The organism is Kaistella haifensis DSM 19056, from assembly GCF_000735695.2.
GTDB classification, from domain to species: Bacteria; Bacteroidota; Bacteroidia; order Flavobacteriales; family Weeksellaceae; genus Kaistella; species Kaistella haifensis.
Map to the genome: position 1 here is coordinate 1 of NZ_JASZ02000004.1, position 17,118 is coordinate 17,118.

General features: G+C 36.1%; 17 protein-coding genes and 3 tRNA genes. 7 read left to right on the forward strand and 13 right to left on the reverse strand.

Translation table 11 applies throughout. From position 1 onward, the window contains the following. Nucleotides 1–1,039 (forward strand): IS5/IS1182 family transposase (locus AP75_RS14210; RefSeq protein ID WP_088263579.1); only part of this gene is annotated, 1,039 nt, incomplete at its 5' end. Beyond that, nucleotides 1,026–1,457, forward strand: coding sequence for a transposase (locus AP75_RS03175; RefSeq protein ID WP_242589755.1), 432 nt, complete (start codon nucleotides 1,026–1,028; stop codon nucleotides 1,455–1,457). The genes AP75_RS14210 and AP75_RS03175, both read left to right, overlap by 14 nt. 155 nt (nucleotides 1,458–1,612) lie before the next feature. Here the strand turns inward: AP75_RS03175 and uvrB are convergent, their stop codons facing one another. From uvrB to AP75_RS03190, 3 genes are all read right to left on the reverse strand, one after another. Continuing rightward, on the reverse strand, nucleotides 1,613–3,601 hold the full coding sequence (uvrB, locus tag AP75_RS03180) for an excinuclease ABC subunit UvrB (RefSeq protein WP_031503185.1): 1,989 nt from the start codon (nucleotides 3,599–3,601) through the stop codon (nucleotides 1,613–1,615). A gap of 103 nt (nucleotides 3,602–3,704) precedes the next feature. Then, a complete protein-coding gene (locus AP75_RS03185) occupies nucleotides 3,705–4,124 on the reverse strand; it encodes a hypothetical protein (protein WP_143755791.1) in 420 nt (139 codons plus the stop codon). Beyond that, a complete protein-coding gene (locus AP75_RS03190) occupies nucleotides 4,121–4,942 on the reverse strand; it encodes a GLPGLI family protein (protein WP_031503189.1) in 822 nt (273 codons plus the stop codon). Before AP75_RS03190 ends, AP75_RS03185 begins: the two co-directional genes overlap by 4 nt. A gap of 87 nt (nucleotides 4,943–5,029) precedes the next feature. On the opposite strand from AP75_RS03190, the gene AP75_RS03195 reads away from it, so the two are divergent. Further along, nucleotides 5,030–6,265: a PQQ-dependent sugar dehydrogenase gene (locus AP75_RS03195; RefSeq protein WP_031503190.1), complete on the forward strand. Its 1,236-nt coding sequence runs from the start codon at nucleotides 5,030–5,032 to the stop codon at nucleotides 6,263–6,265. A 5-nt stretch (nucleotides 6,266–6,270) separates the two neighbouring features. Here AP75_RS03195 and AP75_RS03200 read toward each other — a convergent pair whose 3' ends face one another. The 8 genes from AP75_RS03200 to AP75_RS03235 all read right to left on the reverse strand — a co-directional run bounded on the left by AP75_RS03200 (nucleotide 6,271) and on the right by AP75_RS03235 (nucleotide 12,680). Then, complete coding sequence (locus AP75_RS03200) at nucleotides 6,271–6,783, reverse strand: DUF6973 domain-containing protein (protein ID WP_088263581.1); 513 nt, start codon at nucleotides 6,781–6,783, stop codon at nucleotides 6,271–6,273. A 57-nt stretch (nucleotides 6,784–6,840) separates the two neighbouring features. Further along, the gene (gene accD, locus AP75_RS03205) at nucleotides 6,841–7,689 is read right to left on the reverse strand and encodes an acetyl-CoA carboxylase, carboxyltransferase subunit beta (RefSeq protein ID WP_088263582.1); all 849 of its coding nucleotides are present in this window, start codon (nucleotides 7,687–7,689) and stop codon (nucleotides 6,841–6,843) included. Between the two features lie 93 nt (nucleotides 7,690–7,782). Then, the gene (gene fbaA / locus AP75_RS03210) at nucleotides 7,783–8,853 is read right to left on the reverse strand and encodes a class II fructose-bisphosphate aldolase (RefSeq protein ID WP_031503192.1); all 1,071 of its coding nucleotides are present in this window, start codon (nucleotides 8,851–8,853) and stop codon (nucleotides 7,783–7,785) included. A 152-nt stretch (nucleotides 8,854–9,005) separates the two neighbouring features. Then, a complete protein-coding gene (locus tag AP75_RS03215) occupies nucleotides 9,006–9,872 on the reverse strand; it encodes an NAD kinase (protein ID WP_088263583.1) in 867 nt (288 codons plus the stop codon). Between the two features lie 2 nt (nucleotides 9,873–9,874). Beyond that, nucleotides 9,875–10,528, reverse strand: a complete 654-nt coding sequence (locus AP75_RS03220) for a CBS domain-containing protein (protein WP_031503194.1) — start codon at nucleotides 10,526–10,528, stop codon at nucleotides 9,875–9,877. Between the two features lie 173 nt (nucleotides 10,529–10,701). Continuing rightward, the gene (locus tag AP75_RS03225) at nucleotides 10,702–11,586 is read right to left on the reverse strand and encodes a DMT family transporter (RefSeq protein ID WP_031502718.1); all 885 of its coding nucleotides are present in this window, start codon (nucleotides 11,584–11,586) and stop codon (nucleotides 10,702–10,704) included. Beyond that, entirely contained in the window at nucleotides 11,583–12,227 is a 645-nt protein-coding gene (gene aat, locus AP75_RS03230) for a leucyl/phenylalanyl-tRNA--protein transferase (protein WP_088263584.1), read from the reverse strand. Before aat ends, AP75_RS03225 begins: the two co-directional genes overlap by 4 nt. A gap of 69 nt (nucleotides 12,228–12,296) precedes the next feature. Next, nucleotides 12,297–12,680 (reverse strand): DUF3127 domain-containing protein, encoded by a 384-nt coding sequence (locus AP75_RS03235; RefSeq protein WP_031502720.1) that lies wholly within the window; start codon nucleotides 12,678–12,680, stop codon nucleotides 12,297–12,299. Nucleotides 12,681–12,837: 157 nt separating this feature from the next. Here AP75_RS03235 and AP75_RS03240 point away from each other — a divergent pair. From AP75_RS03240 to AP75_RS03255, 4 genes are all read left to right on the forward strand, one after another. Beyond that, nucleotides 12,838–12,919 (forward strand) — tRNA-Leu (locus tag AP75_RS03240). Nucleotides 12,920–12,928: 9 nt separating this feature from the next. Beyond that, nucleotides 12,929–13,001: transfer RNA gene (locus AP75_RS03245), tRNA-Gly, on the forward strand. A gap of 9 nt (nucleotides 13,002–13,010) precedes the next feature. Beyond that, nucleotides 13,011–13,094 (forward strand) — tRNA-Leu (locus tag AP75_RS03250). A 104-nt stretch (nucleotides 13,095–13,198) separates the two neighbouring features. Next, a complete protein-coding gene (locus tag AP75_RS03255) occupies nucleotides 13,199–13,537 on the forward strand; it encodes a hypothetical protein (RefSeq protein WP_031502722.1) in 339 nt (112 codons plus the stop codon). Nucleotides 13,538–13,554: 17 nt separating this feature from the next. Here AP75_RS03255 and AP75_RS03260 read toward each other — a convergent pair whose 3' ends face one another. Both AP75_RS03260 and AP75_RS03265 read right to left on the reverse strand, forming a co-directional pair. Then, nucleotides 13,555–16,206 (reverse strand): hypothetical protein, encoded by a 2,652-nt coding sequence (locus tag AP75_RS03260; RefSeq protein WP_088263585.1) that lies wholly within the window; start codon nucleotides 16,204–16,206, stop codon nucleotides 13,555–13,557. Between the two features lie 65 nt (nucleotides 16,207–16,271). After that, nucleotides 16,272–17,069, reverse strand: coding sequence for a DUF2797 domain-containing protein (locus AP75_RS03265; protein ID WP_031502728.1), 798 nt, complete (start codon nucleotides 17,067–17,069; stop codon nucleotides 16,272–16,274). Nucleotides 17,070–17,118: the final 49 nt, after the last annotated feature.

Below are 17,118 nucleotides of genomic sequence, written 5' to 3' on the forward strand. Positions count from 1 at the left end.
CCCGAGTAATTTTGTTCATTTCCGAAAAAGAATTGGCGAAAAAGGTATCGAAAAAATCTTTGCCTACAGCGTAAGAATGCACGATGCCAAGACGAACACCTCAAATTTTGTTTTGTCCGATACTACCGTTCAGGAGAATAATACCTCTTTTCCTACCGATGCAAAATTGTGCAAAAAAGTGATTGATTATTGCAACAAAATAGCCGGAAATGAAGGCATAAAACAAAGACAACGCTACACAAAAGTCAGCAAACAAATGGTGCGCAACACCTACAACGGAAAACATCCCAAGCGGGCAAAAGCGGCAAGGAAATCTCAAAGACAGCTCAAAACCATCGCCATGAGACTGATTCGTGAATTGCAACGGAATTTTAATGCAGAACAGCAAGAATTTTATAAAGATTTAATGACATTGTACACCAAGGTTGTCACACAAAAAAGAAACGATGCCGATAAAATTTACAGCATTCACAAGCCTTTTACCCGATGTATTGCCAAAGGAAAAGCGCATAGCCAGTATGAATTTGGGAATAAGGTAGGTTTGATAACCACCGCCAACAAAGGCAAGAAAATCATTCTCGGGATTAAAGCATTTTTGCAAACTCCTTACGATGGTCACACCATAGAACCACTTTTGGAACAGATGGAAACCGGTGGTCAAAAGCTCCCAAAAGAACTCCTTTACGATAGAGGTGGCAGAGGAAAATCAGAAATAAAGGGCGTGAAAATCTCCATCCCAAGCACTCCAAGAAAAAAAGACACTGCTTATCAAAAGCAGACAAAGCGCAAAAAATTTAGAACCAGAGCGGCAATAGAACCTATCATCGGACATTTAAAAACCGATTTTAGGCTGGCAAAAAATTACTTCATGGGAGAAACGGGACCACAAATCAATGCATTACTAGCTGCAACCGCTTGGAACATGAAGAAAATGATGGAACTACTGAAACAGAAAATTATTTTCTTATTTTATAAGATACAAATTATGCTGTTTTCTAATCCTGTTTTTAAATATAAATTAAATAGTGGGTTTTGTTAAGGAACGACTAATTAAGGAAGATTTCAGAGAGGAATTACAAAAATATATTTCCGGAATAATTGGAAATAAAAAACACCACCTAATTTCTATCTATGCCAATCCGGATCATATTCACATCTTCTTAAGTTTAAAAGATTTATCTTCCTCCATTTCTCAGCTGGTAAAAGAAATAAAAGTTTCCTCAACAAATTTCATCAATGAAAAAAAATTCTTGGATACTCCATTTTATTGGCAAGAAGGTTATGGATGTTTTTCATATTCTAAAAGTCAAAGAGACAGTGTAGTAAATTATATTCAAAATCAGAAACAACATCATGCAAAGAAAAGTTTCAGAGAAGAGTATATAGAATTTTTGACAAAATTTGAAGTGAATTTTGATGAAAAATATGTGTTTGAATTTTATGATAACCCCGGTTAAAAGACATAGCGTTCCTACGGAACGCCCTTTCACTAACTGATCTAACCTACTACACACATTCGGTTCCTCCGGAACCGCTCACTCTTTTGTCAAAAAACCAATCGACACAAAGCAACACGTTCAGTTTCTAACGAAAGCTTTTATAAACTTCCACTTTAAGCCTTCAAAGCAGCAATTTCATCTCGCAATTTCGCAGCTTTGATGAAATCTAGATTTTTGGCGGCAGCTTCCATTGCTTTTTGCTTTTCTTCGATCATTTCTGTGACGTCTTTTCCATAGTTTGCTTTCTCTTCTGCAACTTGTTTTAAGATTTCTTTCTGGGTGTATTTCGGATCCGGGAAATCTTTGGATCTTCCGACTAGAATTTCAGAAATTTTCTTGTTCAGTGCCATCGGAACAACACCATTTCTTTCGTTGTACGCCATCTGCTTTTCCCGACGATAATTGGTTTCATCAATCGCTTTTTGCATTGAACCGGTAATCTTATCTGCGTACAAAATCGCTTTTCCGTTGACGTTTCTTGCAGCTCTACCAATGGTTTGAATTAGGGAACGGCGAGAACGAAGCATCCCTTCTTTATCTGCATCGAGTATCGCAACCAGCGAAACTTCCGGCAAATCAAGACCTTCTCTCAACAAATTGACGCCGACCAAAACATCAAACAAACCGACACGCAAATCCTGCATAATCTGAATTCTTTCCAAAGTTTCCACATCGGAGTGGATATAACGAGTCCGAATACCGAATTTCGTAAAATATTTGGTGAGTTCTTCCGCCATTTTTTTTGTTAAAGTCGTTACCAAAACCCGTTCATCAACTTCGGTTCTTTTTTGAATTTCTTCAATCAAATCATCAATTTGGTTCATAGAAGGACGAACTTCAATCACAGGATCTAAAAGTCCTGTCGGTCGGATGATTTGCTCCACATATTCGCCGCCGGTTTTTTCCAATTCATAATCTGCGGGAGTTGCAGAAACATAAATCACCTGATTCTGCATCGCTTCGAATTCTTCAAACTTTAAAGGTCGGTTGTCCATCGCTGCCGGAAGTCGGAAACCATGCTCTACTAAAACTTCTTTTCTGCTTCTATCACCTCCGTACATCGCATGAACTTGCGGAATTGTTACGTGACTTTCATCAATGACCATCAAAAAATCTTTCGGAAAATAATCTAAAAGACAGAATGGTCTGGATCCAGGTAATCTTCGGTCGAAATAGCGTGAATAATTTTCAATTCCGCTACAATAACCAAGTTCTTTCATCATTTCCAGATCGAGTTCGGTTCTTTCCTGAAGCCTTTTTGCTTCAAAGGGTTTCCCTATTTCATTGAAAAATTCAACTTGCTTGAGCATATCGTCCTGAATTTCACGGATCGCGTTGTTTTGTGTTTCTTTAGAAGTGACAAATAAATTGGCGGGATAAATATTCATCTCATCAAACTCAGCCATGACATTTCCGGAAAGAGGATCGAAACTTTGGATTCTTTCAATTTCGTCTCCGAAAAACTGAATCCTCACTGCATTATCCGCATAGGCCGGATATACATCAATCACATCACCTTTCACACGAAACGTACCTCTCGTAAACTCTCCCAATGTTCTAGAATACAATGCGTTTACTAATTTATGAAGAAAAGCCGTTCTGGTAATTTTTCCATTTTTTTCAACTTCAATTAAAGACTTGTTGAACTCCGTTGGATTTCCAATACCATAAATACAAGAAACCGATGCGACGATCAACACATCTCTTCTCCCCGACAGCAAACTTGCGGAAGCTGAAAGTCTCAGTTTTTCCACTTCTTCGTTAATGGAAAGATCTTTTTCTATATAGGTGTTCGTAGAAGCAATAAATGCTTCCGGCTGGTAATAATCGTAATAACTCACGAAATATTCTACGGCATTTTCAGGGAAAAATTCTTTAAATTCCATGAAAAGCTGCGCTGCCAAAGTTTTGTTGTGTGCCAAAACGATGGTTGGTTTCTGAACGTTTTGTACCACATTGGCCACGGTAAAAGTTTTCCCGGAGCCGGTAACGCCCAAAAGCGTTTGATATTTATCCCCACCTTCAATAGCTTTCACCAATTTTTCAATGGCTTGAGGTTGATCTCCGGTTGGTTTATATTCTGATTGAAGTTTGAATTGCATATGTTTTAAATCCCGAATTCACTGATGTTTGGTTAAATAAAAATATTCAAATAATAAAATGTACGTGATTGGGTGTACAAAAATACGAAAAAGAAAAATTGCGTTATTTCAATTTCTGAATGCTATTCAAAAGAAATTCTAGATTAGAAGGCGAGCTTTTTTCTCCAGACTTTATTGCGATGGTTATTTTTCTGTCATCAATGATCGTGTCCCTATAAATGAAATTATTTTTCTTTATTTTATTATTTAGTAGAAGATAGTAATCGGTTTCAATGGTGGAAGAAGTTCCAAAAAGAATAATATTTTTAAATTCCAAATTTCTTTTCAACTGAAACTTTCTGAACTCTTTTTTACTGTTTGCAACTTTGAAAGCACCAAAGGAAGTAAACTTTATATTTAAAGAATCGTTGCTTATACACACATAGCCTCCACAACTTTGCGTGCTATTATATTTTGAAAATTTACTAAATGAATTGCATGAACACAATAAAATTAAAACAATGATTATTAAAATGCTTTTCATTTTGGATAAGTTATTTTATGGTTAAGTTCAACAGGATTATTGTTTTCACGAATTTTTTTCTGTTCCCTTTCATTCATTTCTTTAAAGTTCGGAGTGAATTCTCTTCCGTTTTCATCCTGCCATTTTATAATTTGCATAGAACCACCTGTATTTTTACCATTTATTTCTCTGGTAGGATCTGAAAAATAATCCAGCGCTAATTTTTCATATTGCTTCCAACTAATTGGAAGCGCTTTATCTTTATCATATAATTTACCATCACTATTTTTAATCTGAACCAATGAAAAATGATAATCATTATTATCATCGTAAATTTCTAATATTAATCCTGGTAAAGATTGGAACACATAAGGACCGTCCGAAATTGGAATTTCATTTGTAAACCATGCTGTCCAGTTCCTCCCCCCATAAATAACTTTTGCTTTTTGAGTTTTCATCTGCAGGATTTCTCTTGTTTCTTCTTCGATTTTCCAATTCAGTTCTTCTTCAATCTTGATTGTAAAAAGATTTTTAAAATTATGGATAAATTTATGGGTATGACCTGATTTCAAATCTTTATCTACGCTTAAAAAATCTTTAAAAGACGTCGTGGTAAATGAACGTCTCCTTGTGGCATGAAAAGTTGAATCTGACTTCTTCTCTTCTATCGTTCTAAATATTGATTTTCCGTTTAGAACATCTAATACAAATCTTTCCTTTGCAATGCTGTCCTTAGTGAGGCTGGGCCTAAATTCGAGTTCGTATATAAAACTTTTATTCTGTGAAAAAACAAATCCGAAGGTAAAAATAACAACAAAAAATAAAATCTTTTTCAACATTTGCTTAGCGTATTTATTACCAAAGATAGTAATTTCTCGGCGTAATTTTTGTTTCTTAACCTTTACCAAACCGCCAAAATTCTCATTATGAAAACATTGTCAATAAAAACTCTGCCTCTTGTGGGACTGCTGCTAGTGCTTTCCTGCACCGGAAATTCCAAAACCGCAAATCAGCAGAATGAAGTCGCTCTGGAAAACGGAAAACTGCCAAATCCTGAAACTTACGATAAAAACTCTCCGGAATATCAACCCGCCTTTGCCGGACAAACACGAATTGAAGGTTTAAAAACCAAAACTCCCTACCAAGTTGATGTAATTAATTCAGATTTAAGAAATCCATGGGGAATTATAAATTTACCTGACGGTAGATTTTTAATTACTTCAAAATCTGGATACTTCAATATTGTTTCTGCGGACGGAAAAACGATTTCGAAAGTGGAAGGTTTACCAAAAGTTGATGCCAAAGGTCAAGGAGGATTATTAGATGTCGCTTTGGATCCCGATTTCCAAAATAATAGAATGATTTTCTGGAGTTTTTCGGAACCTTATTCTGGAGGTAATCATACCGCGGTCGCAAAAGGAAAACTTTCTGCAGACGAGAAAAAAATTGAAAATCCAACGGTAATTTTCCGGGCAACGCCAACTTATGATGGTGATAAACATTATGGAAGTCGCCTTGAGTTTGATAAAGATGGCTACCTTTTCGTTAGTACGGGAGAGCGTTCCGATCTGGAAACCCGACCGTATGCACAGAAACAAGATTCTTATTTGGGTAAAATTTTAAAAATTACCAAAGACGGAAAACCCGCACCTGGAAATCCAAACCTTGCAGGCTGGAAACCCGAAATCTATTCTACAGGTCACCGAAATCCTCAGGGAATGGCGATTGATGAAAAAGGACAGATTTGGGAAGCTGAAATGGGTCCAAGAGGCGGTGATGAAATCAATTTAATTCAACCCGGCAAAAATTACGGCTGGGGCGATGTAACATACGGAACCGAGTACAGTGGTAAAAAAATCAACAACGGGACCACAAAAAAAGAAGGTACAGAACAGCCAGTTTATTATTGGGATCCATCAATTTCGATGAGTGGAATCGCTTTCTACACCGGCAATATTGACGAATGGAAAAACAATTTGATGATTGGTTGCCTTAGTGGACAAAAAATTATTCGGTTGGTGATTAAAGACAATAAAGTGGTTGGTGAGGAATGGCTATTGGAGGATAAAAACGATCGAATTCGAGACGTGCTCAACGGAAACAACGGCAATTTGTATGCAGTTTCGGACAGCGGAAAACTTTACAAAATTTCTAAAAATTAGAAAAACTATTCTTCCAGATAAACCAAATGATTATCGTGGTCTTCTTCTAAGTTAGTGAGAATTTTTGCAGTTTTTATCTTTTCAAAAAGGCGATCGACGATAAATTTTTTCTCGAAAAATTGTCGGTGAATGCCTGGAAGCATTTCCATAAAAAGATTCATGCCGACTTGGTTGTTGTGCAAATCCATTTTCTTTTCCAACGGTTCATTAGGAAATAATTCTTCGTGCAAATCCGTCATTTCTTTACAGAATTTTAAAGCTTTCTGAGGCGAGGAAATTTTGCAGCAATACATCATGATTAACGCTGACCATAATCCATGTCTGAAAGAATTTCCCACTCCATTAGTAGAGCTACTGTTCGGGAAGAATTTTTGAGCGAGGGTAAAACTTTTTACCGTAGCATAAAATCCTAAAATAGAAAACAGAGGATGTGGAACAACTAATTTTAAAAGCATCAAAAGCTTTTGAAAACTCAGCGTTCTTAAAGTATTGAAAAGTATTTTTACAATTTTTCTCATAATAGAAATCTCTCCTAATTAGGAGAGATTTTCAATGATTTGTTACTTTATTTTTTCTTAATGCACCAAAAGATTCACCGTTTTAGAAACTTTTTCTTTGATTTCTGTTCTTTTCACGATGAAATCTACAAAACCTTTTTCCTGCAAAAACTCGGAAGTTTGGAAGCCTTCCGGAAGATCTTTTCCGATGGTTTCGCGAATCACTCTTGGCCCTGCAAAACCGATCAAAGCGCCCGGTTCTGCCATAATAATATCGGCAGTCATTGCAAAAGACGCGGTAATTCCACCAAAAGTAGGATCGCATAAATAAGCGATGTACAGCAATCCGGCTTCTGAAAGTTGAGCCAATTTAGCCTGAACTTTCGCCAATTGCATTAAGGAATAAGTTGCTTCTTGCATTCTGGCACCTCCGGATTGACAGATTATCATGTAGGGAAGCTTGTGTTCAATACAATAATCTACTGCTCTTCTTATTTTTTCGCCCATTACAGAACCTAAAGAACCTCCGATAAATTCGAAATCCATGCAGGAAACTACCATTTCGGTTCCGTTAACTTTTCCTACCGCATTTCGAATAGAATCTGTGAGTTTGGTTTTTGCTTTTACTTCTTTCAGACGGTCGGTATAAGACTTGGTATCTTTAAAATTAAGCATATCCACACTTTCTACGTCCGCGTCAAGCTCAGTATACTTATTATCATCAAAAAGGATGGAGAAGAATTCGTTACTTCCAATTCTAACATGAAAACCATCTTCCGGAGAAACGTAATTATTTGCTTTAAGTTCCTCGTGCTCAATTATTTTACCGGTTGGTGTTTGATGCCAGAGACCTTTCGGCACATCTTTTTTATCCTCGGTGGAAGTAGTAATATTTTTTGTTTTTCTTTTAAACCAGTCGAATGCCATTTCTTAGAAAATTTTGATTTCAGGAGTGCAAATTTATGGTATAAGTTCTAAACTTTCGTGTAATTTGAAACTTATCCTTTAAAATTTGAAAAATTAGTTCAAAGTATTTACGTTGTTCAGATCTTCGAAAGCTTGTACCAATCTTTTGCTGAAGGTTTCTTCGCCCTTTCTCAACCAAACTCTAGGATCATAGAATTTCTTGTTTGGCTTTTCTTCACCTTCTGGGTTTCCGATTTGAGTTTTCAAATACTCCACATTATTAACCATATAATCTCTGATACCTTCGGTATAAGCAAACTGTAGGTCTGTATCGATATTCATTTTTACTGCACCATAACTGATGGCCTCTCTGATTTCTTCGACAGTAGAACCTGATCCACCATGGAAAACGAAATTCACAGGTTTTTCGCCTAATCCGAATTTCTCTTGAACATATTTTTGAGAGTTATCTAAGATTTTCGGTGTCAATTTCACATTACCTGGTTTGTAAACTCCGTGAACGTTTCCGAACGCTGCTGCGATGGTAAAATTAGGAGAAATCGCATTTAATCTTTCATAAGCATAAGCAACTTCGTCCGGTTGGGTATATAATTTAGAAGAATCTACACCTGAATTATCAACACCATCTTCTTCGCCACCTGTTACCCCCAATTCGATTTCCAAGGTCATTCCCATTTTTGCCATTCTTTCGAAATATTTGCAAGAAATATCAAGGTTTTCTTCGATTGGCTCTTCAGACAAATCAATCATGTGAGAAGAGTATAAAGATTTTCCGGTTTGCGCAAAGAATTCTTCGTTAGCATCCAGCAATCCATCAATCCAAGGCAATAATTTTTTAGCACAGTGATCAGTATGAAGAATTACGGTAGCTCCGTATGCTTCAGCCAAAGTGTGGATGTGTTTTGCACCAGCAATTGCGCCTAAGATAGCCGCTTTTTGTCCATCATTACTTAAGCCTTTTCCTGCATTGAAAGCAGCACCACCATTAGAGAACTGAATAATTACCGGAGAATTCAATTTTGCTGCAGTTTCCATAACCGCATTTACGTTACTTGATCCGATAACATTTACCGCCGGAAGCGCAAAGTTATTTACTTTGGCATAATTAAAAATGTCTGTAACCAATTGACCTGTGGCAACACCTGCCGGAAAACGTCTGCTCATAATAAAATTATTTTTGTAAATTTTGAATAGGTAAAAATACAAAAATAATGATGATTATCACGAAAGCTTGGCAATGTATTTTAAATAATGATGTTCATCATTGCAGAATTCATTATCCGAAAAAAAAGGAGTTTTGTTTTGAAAATGGGGTTTTAGTTTCGTTTGTCTTTTCCCCAAAGCAATTTCTGGCGGATGGTTTCGAAGAAACTCAAATTATTCGGAAGAACAAGCAAAATCTGGAAGCGGGCTTTTTTCAGTACAATCTCCACATTGGTTTCCATGTGAATTAGCCTGGAATCCAGCGATAAGGAATACTGCGGAACGCGGCTTTCAACTTTTAATCGAATTTCAACATCGTCATTTAAAATTAATGGACGGACATTCAAATTATGTGGAGCAATCGGTGTGATGACAAAATTTTCGTTATTAGGAGTGATGATTGGCCCACCGCAACTCAATGAATAAGCTGTAGAACCGGTTGGTGTAGAAATAATGACTCCATCGCCCCAAAAAACATTTAAAAATTCCCCATTAATATAGGATTCCACGGTAATCATGGCGGTAGTTTCCTTACGCGAAATAGTAATATCATTTAGAGCATAGGGAAAAAACATCGATTTGTTGGGCGAAACAACTTCTATAACAGATCTTCTGCTGATTTTCACTTCTCCTCTGATGATTTCATCGAGTTCCAGGAAAACTTCTTCTTTGCTGAAACTTGCTAAAAAACCAAGCCGTCCGGTGTTAACTCCTACTACCGGAATTTCCAAATCTTGTACAAATAAAATAGAGTTTACGATGGTTCCGTCGCCTCCAAAAGTAAAAAAGAGGTCAACTTTTTTCTCTTTCAGGTCTTCTTTTCGGGTAAAAGTTTCGAAAATTTTCGAGAATTGCATAGCATTGGCCATTTCATCGTACAACACGGCTTGCACTCCCCGTTTTTCTAATTCAGAGACAAATTTACTCAGATACAAAAAGGTATCGAGATCGTTTTTTTGGGAATAGATCGCTGCCTTCATTCTTAAAATTCCAGGTATTTTTGGAAAAATCCGAATCTGTCTTTCAACAAATCTTCTTTTTCATCATCATAATATTTTTGTACAACGGTGTAGCCATAACGCTCGAAAGTCTCATCAATAGAGCTTGGATTTTCGGTGCTGATTTTAAGGGTGATCTGTATGAAATCATCACCAATTAAATTGATAAAGCATCCGTAAACTTTGCCATTATTGGATTCCACAATTTTGCAAATTTCAGTCATCGAATAATGTTTTCCATTTGTTTGAATCGTCAGAATAGCGCCGCTCTCCGAAAAAAGCGGGTATTTCGAAAACTCACAAAAAATATCATCGCAGGAAATATATCCTAAATATTTTTCGCTTTTGGAAACAACGGGGACAACATTGGAATTAAATGTATAAAATAGCTTGATGGAATCCAACAAATTACCATCATCGAAAATTGCGAATTTTTCATAATGCATCTCCAAACTTGCCAAATTACCTTCCGGACTTTCTTCTAGAAAAGACTGACTGATTGCGCCTTGGTAAACTCCTTTTTTCTTGACAAAAATGTGTGAATAACCGAATTCTTTCGCCATTTCATTAGCATCTTCTATCAAATCCGTTGAATTGAAAACTGGATAATCTTTGGAAATATATTCTTTGATAAACATTAGGCTAATTTAGGAAAATATTAAAGACCTGAAGGAATTTATGAAATAATTTAAAAATATTAAAAAAATTTCTTGCATGATATGGAAACAATTATATATCTTTGTCGCCTTTCATTTTTACTTTTTATTAGATTTATTTCAAACTGCAACGCTCACAAGGCTTTGCGGTTTTTTTATTTCTGTTTGGAAGGCATTTGACGGAGAAAAATAAGTCCCGCGAGGATAATTACCGCGCCGAAGACTTGCATAGAGGTCAATTTTTCACCATCCAATATCCCCCAAATTATCGCAACGATCGGCATCAACAAAGTAACCGTTGAGGCAAACAATGGTGTAGAAACGCTCAACAATCTATAATTCAGCATCATCGCCAATCCGGTTCCGAAAACCGATAGCAAACTCACAAATCCGAGTCCCACCAATAGATTATTATCCATTTTTAATTCATTAAAAAAACCAGCAAAAACCAAGGCAATTAATGATGGAAAAATTAAAACAAACGAAAAAACAAACGCAGATAAAATTTTTGCCGGAATATCGCTAAGTTTCGATTTCACGGTGGTTGTACTAATGGCATATAGCAATGTTGCCAATAACAGTAATAGAATAGGAATCAGCTTGAACTCCCCACCTTCGCCTCCTGAAAAAGCAAGAATGCACGCTCCGGAAAAGCTAATCAACACTCCAATAATTTGTCTTTTGGTGGTTTCAAATTTCCACAAAAGCGCTCCTACAATAATAACGAAAATCGGCATCATCGAATTGATAATTCCTGCAATACTGCTGCTGACTTCTGTTTCTGCAATCGGGAAAAGAAACATCGGAATAAAATTTCCGGTAATTGCAGCGAGAATCAGCCATTTCAAATTTTTCTTGGGAAATTTTCGGATATTCTTAATGGCAACCGGAAGCAAAACGAGTCCGGCAATTAATACTCGTAGCGCTCCGACTTCGTAAGGATTAAAATGATCGAGCGATTTTTTGATTAAAATAAATGATGAACCCCAAATCAAGGAGAGTAAAGCCAATAAAATCCATTTTTCTTTTTCGGGATTCATGAGGTTTGTTTTTGTAAAATTTTTAAATATTCTTTTTTAGGAATCATTTTGGCCCCCAAACTTTCCAAATGCGCAGAATGTATTTGGCAATCAATAAGTTCTATATTTTCATTATTTAAAATAAAATGAATAAAGCCGGCTTTCGAAGCATTGCTTACTTTCGCAAACATACTTTCACCGCAAAAAACGTTTCCGATTTGAACTCCATAAAGTCCGCCAACCAATTCGTCATTTTGCCACACTTCGATGCTTTTAGCAAAACCATGTCGATGAAGAATACTGTAGGATTCGATAAAACAATCCGAAATCCAAGTTCCGTCCTGATCTTTTCGGTACGCATTTTTACACGCCAGCATTACCTCTTGAAAACATTGATTTTCAGTGAAAGAAAAAACCCCGTCACGCAAGATTTTCTTCATCGATTTTGAAACTTTCAATTCTTCAGGAAAGAGAACAAAGCGGGGATCGGGACACCACCATAGAATTTCCTCGCCTTCATTAAACCAAGGAAAAAGGCCTAGCTGATATGCAAACAGAATTCTTTCCGGTGACAAATCTCCACCAACAGCTAATAAACCATCTGTAGAATTGATCAACGCCGGATCCGGGAAAGAGATATCATCGGGATCGAGAAGAACCATATTATTTAGGAAAAATTAAATCCCGCCCTTTAAAAAAAGCAGGATTCTATTACAGTGTGTTTTTCGAAATTAAAATGGCAGATCATCATCTTCTTCTGCGAAAACATCGGTTTTATTTTCAGAAGAAGCACTTCCGCTCTGTTGAGGTCTGGCCTCTACGGGCTCATTAAAATTACCACCTTCAACTTTTTCAAGTCTCCAACCGGTAATTGAGTTGAAATATTTCACTTCACCTTGCGGAGAAGTCCATTCTCTTCCTCTGATATTGATGCTTACCTTCACTTTATCACCTTCTTTGTAGGCATTTAGCAAATCGCATTTATCTTGCAAAAATTCCACATTAATCGGTTGTGGATATTGCTCTTCGGTAAGGATTACCATTTCTCTCTTCTGAAAACCGCTTGCAAATGTCTGAATATCAGATATCTTTTTGATTGTTCCTTGTAATTCCATAATTGATTGTTAAAGGTGTAAAAGTAATAAATAAAGAAGAGAAAAAGAAAATAGAAGATCAAAAAAATAAAAAAAAGTAAAAAAATTAAATTTTTCTTGTTTTAAAAAATAAAAAGTCATTATATTTGCACTCACAAAAAAAGAGAAGAAGATATTTGCGGATGTGGTGTAATTGGTAGCCACGCCAGACTTAGGATCTGGTGCCGTGAGGCGTGGGGGTTCGAGTCCCTTCATCCGCACTTTTTTTTGCGAAAATAGCTCAGCTGGTAGAGCACGACCTTGCCAAGGTCGGGGTCGCGGGTTCGAATCCCGTTTTTCGCTCATCCACTTGCCTTGGTGGTGGAACTGGTAGACACGCAGGACTTAAAATCCTGTATCCGCAAGGATGTACGGGTTCAAGTCCCGTCCGAGGTACATAAACGCTGTTAATCTTTATGATTTTCAGCGTTTTTTGTTTTTAAATTAAATGCTTCGGCAAACATTTTGTTGCTTAATTAACATTAAAATCATACAACATTATGTCAAGTCACAATTTAAAAACACTTTCTCAAGTTCTCGATATTCTTCGTGAAAGAGGAATTACTAGAGAAATACGGATGAATGAAGAAAAACAAATCGTTCTGGAAGGAACCAATACCACGTACAAACCCGACGATTTGTGTATTATAAAAACCTATCGTTTCGAGGGCGACAGTGATCCTGAGGACAACGCAGTGCTTTATGTTTTGCAGGACAAGGATGGTTTACAATCAATCATCATTGATTCGTACGGAGCTGAAACAAATTATGGCGGTGAATTTGATGATTTTATAAGGCAAATTCCAGTCGAAGAAAGAGACGATTTTAATATTGATTAAAAAAAATTATCCGAAATTTATTTTTCGGATTTTTTTCTGAAAACATTCTTGAGCAAGGGTTTTCCTTTGATATTTTCTTTTACGTTTTGTACTTTTTCCTTCACTTCCTGTTTGGTTTCCTTCAGTTTCTTTTTGTTTTGTTCCAACGCAGTTTTAGTGTTTTCAACCGTATTTTTCACTTTCTTTTCGGTGACTTCAATATTTTTTCCGATTAGTGTTTTCTTCAAACCCTCTTCGATTCCTTTCCAAAAAAGGTTGAAAAATGATTTCGTTTTGTCGCGCGGCACATCATCCACAGGAACCGATTCGGGATATTTTCCCGAATCTGTTCTCACGAAAATATTGGCTACCGCAGAAAGCAACTTGTGTTTTTCACCGGTTTCTTTCAATATCGAAACCCGCAAATTTTTATGTTTCATTTTCAAGAGACCATTCAAACCTTTATAATTTCCTTTAAAATCAAAAATCAAATCAGAGATATATCCAGTAGCGCGGATTTTCAAATAAGGTTCAATAAACGGATTAATTTCAGCAGCCGGCAAATCTGAAATATTCCCGGAAATTGCAAAGGCATCATCCATTTTGGCGGTATCGAAACTCCATTTTACATTCATTGGTGAAACATTCATGAATTTGCAATGAATTTCAATCGGAACATTCGTGGGCTTTCCATTCATTTTTCCAGAATTCAGGTTTTTCACATTCATATTAAAATGATTGAAAGTCAATTTTCCAGGCCCGTCACTTTTTTTGGTGTCTTCCTCGTATTGCAAAAACGAATTCTTCACTTCCATCTGCTCAATAAACATCGGCATTTTGATACTTCTCAATAATTTGGAATACAGAGGCTTTTCCGAAAGATCATCTTTAGGAATCTTACTTCTGAAAATTTCCGCATTCATTCCATTTAAAGTCAGTTGAGAAGCGTTTAAATAAGGATTTGAAGACTCAAAATCCCAATTCCCATTCATTGTAATTTGATTGACTTTCAAATTGTAAAGATCTTTTTCAGTAGGAATTTTCCTGATAAATTCTGCTCGCGAAAGTGTGGGTATCATTTCGAAATTGGAAATCTGTGCAGCATTTTTATTCAATTTCAGCAACGAAGCTGAGATACGATAAAATTGCGTTTTGTAATTGAAATTCCTGGTCGAAAATCCATAATATCCAACTTTAAAAGGTATTTTACCTTTTATCGTCGATTCGTTCATTTCAAGATTTTTTAAAGTAGCATTTAAATCATTTAACTGTAACGGATTATTTTGTTTTCCCAGAATAAGATTCGAGTTTTTCAGCTGCACATTTCTTACCATTAATGGGAAAGCAATTCCATCAAAAGTTGGTTTCTTATTTTTAGGATTTTCAGGAGACTTAATTTTTCCGTTCAGGTTGGAAATCAACACATTATCGACATCTATTTTAAGTTTGTTATCAATAAATTTCCATTTATTAACCTTCAAAAAAACTTGTTGCGAACTCAAATCCATTAAAGTTTTATCGGATTTTGAAACCGTTGGCTTAACTGAAATACCCCGAAGATTTGCAGATTCCGAATTGAATACTGCAGCTGCAACTTTCACGTTTTGAGAAGTCGTTATATAATTGATTTTCTGTGCATTAATCTTAAAATCATTATACTCAAACGGAATATTTCCCTTCGCTGTTTGGTCGTCCATCAGCAACTTATTGATGCTCATATTAAGTTTTTCAGTGGCAAATTTTGGTGTTCCGTCGGGTTTCAAAATCAGGATTTTCGCTTCCTCCATGATCACATCTTCTAGGTTCACCACATAAGTAAAACTTTTTTCTTTTTCGGCAGGTTTCACATCGGTAGTGTACATCTTGAGATCTGGATTTACAAAACGAACCTTATTTAGTGCAATTTTATCATCTTTTAAAATGAAATCTTTAAACTCCATTTCAGAAGTTTTCAAATCGAAAAGATTACGTTTTTTTGGATAAAATCGTCTGAAATTAGTGTAAGACAACAAAGGATGCATCGCAAAATTCTTAATGCTGAGTTGGCCAGTTTTGGTGGTAATATTAGTCGCTGTGAACGCATAAACATTATCGGGACGAAAAAAAACATTGTTCGCATTAATGTCGTACTGATCGAAGATGACGGGCAATTTACCCGCTTTCGGATCATTATTCAGTTTTAATTTTTCAAGCTGAAGATTAAGATCTTTTACCGACAAAAATTTTTGCTTATCGTGTCGAAAAATCTCTAAATTACCTTTCCTAATATTGATGTTCTCCAGGACAAACGGATTTTTCTTCGTACCTGTATTTTTATCTGACGGTTTTGGAAGATTAATTTTCAAATTAGGATTATTCAATTCAAAATTGTTGGCGCTAAATCTTTTATTGACAATTACATCATAAATCCCGATTCTGGAAACGGAAAGCGTATCCACGGTTCCCTGAAGTCCTATTACGCCTTGGTTTTGCGGGTTTTTACTATTCACAGAAATTCCTGTGGCGAAAATCGCACCCGTTCCTAAATTAACCTCGAGTTTTTGGTAAGAAATTTTGTAATCGGTATTGTTTTTAATGAAATTCGGAAGTTGATATTTTAACCAAAAATTCATTCCGAAATTGGCGATTAAAATCACAAGGAATATAATTCCCAAAGTAATAGACAAAATTTTCAGGTAAACTTTCTTCATTATGCTGAGGATTAAAATTTTGTGCCAATAAATTTATTTAATGAATAAAAACTATTTCTCCTTACTTATTTGGAAACCTCCAATTCGACCACATATCCTTCGTGACCTCGTACATTGATGAAATTACCGCCTTCAAAACAGAGATATTGACCTTTAATTCCTTTTAAAACACCTTCAAATTCAGGCTTTTTATCCAAAGTAAAAGAATTGATTTTTTCGGGTGCTTGGTACGGATAATCGAGTCGAGTCATTTCCTGTTCCATCAAATAAAAGCTCTTGAAATCTTCCGGAAAATAGTCTTTAATTTTCTCCCGAAAATTCGCCATATCCAAATCATCTTCGAATTCATCTTCAAGCATTTTTCTCCAGTTGGTTTTATCTGCAAGATGTTCTTTCAAGGCAACTTCGATCATTCCTGCTTCGTATCTATTTTCAGTTTTGGCAATAGGAATCGCAAAAGTCGCTCCTTGATCGATCCACCGGGTCGGAATTTGGGACTCTCGCGTCACCCCCACTTTCACATCTCCTGTATAAGCCAAATAGACTACATGCGGTTGCAATTGTATGGATTTTTCAACCTCCAAATCCCGTTCTGCAATTCCAAGATGAGCGGTTGAAAGCTCCGGACGGATAATAGTATCGCTAGCATACGGGCTTTCGAAAAAGCATTTTTTGCAGAAACCCATTCGATAAATTTTCTCATCATTTCCGCAGTTTACACATTGGTAACCGATATGTTTTATGCGTAGATTTTTGCCGATCAGCTGGTTCATATTGATCAAATCATCCGAAAGATTCAGAAAATATTGAATCGGTTTGCCGTTTTGGGTAATCATTTTTCGAATTTGTCCGGAGAATTGCATAATTAAATATTTTCGTAAAAATAATGATTTGATTTTAATTAAATTTGTG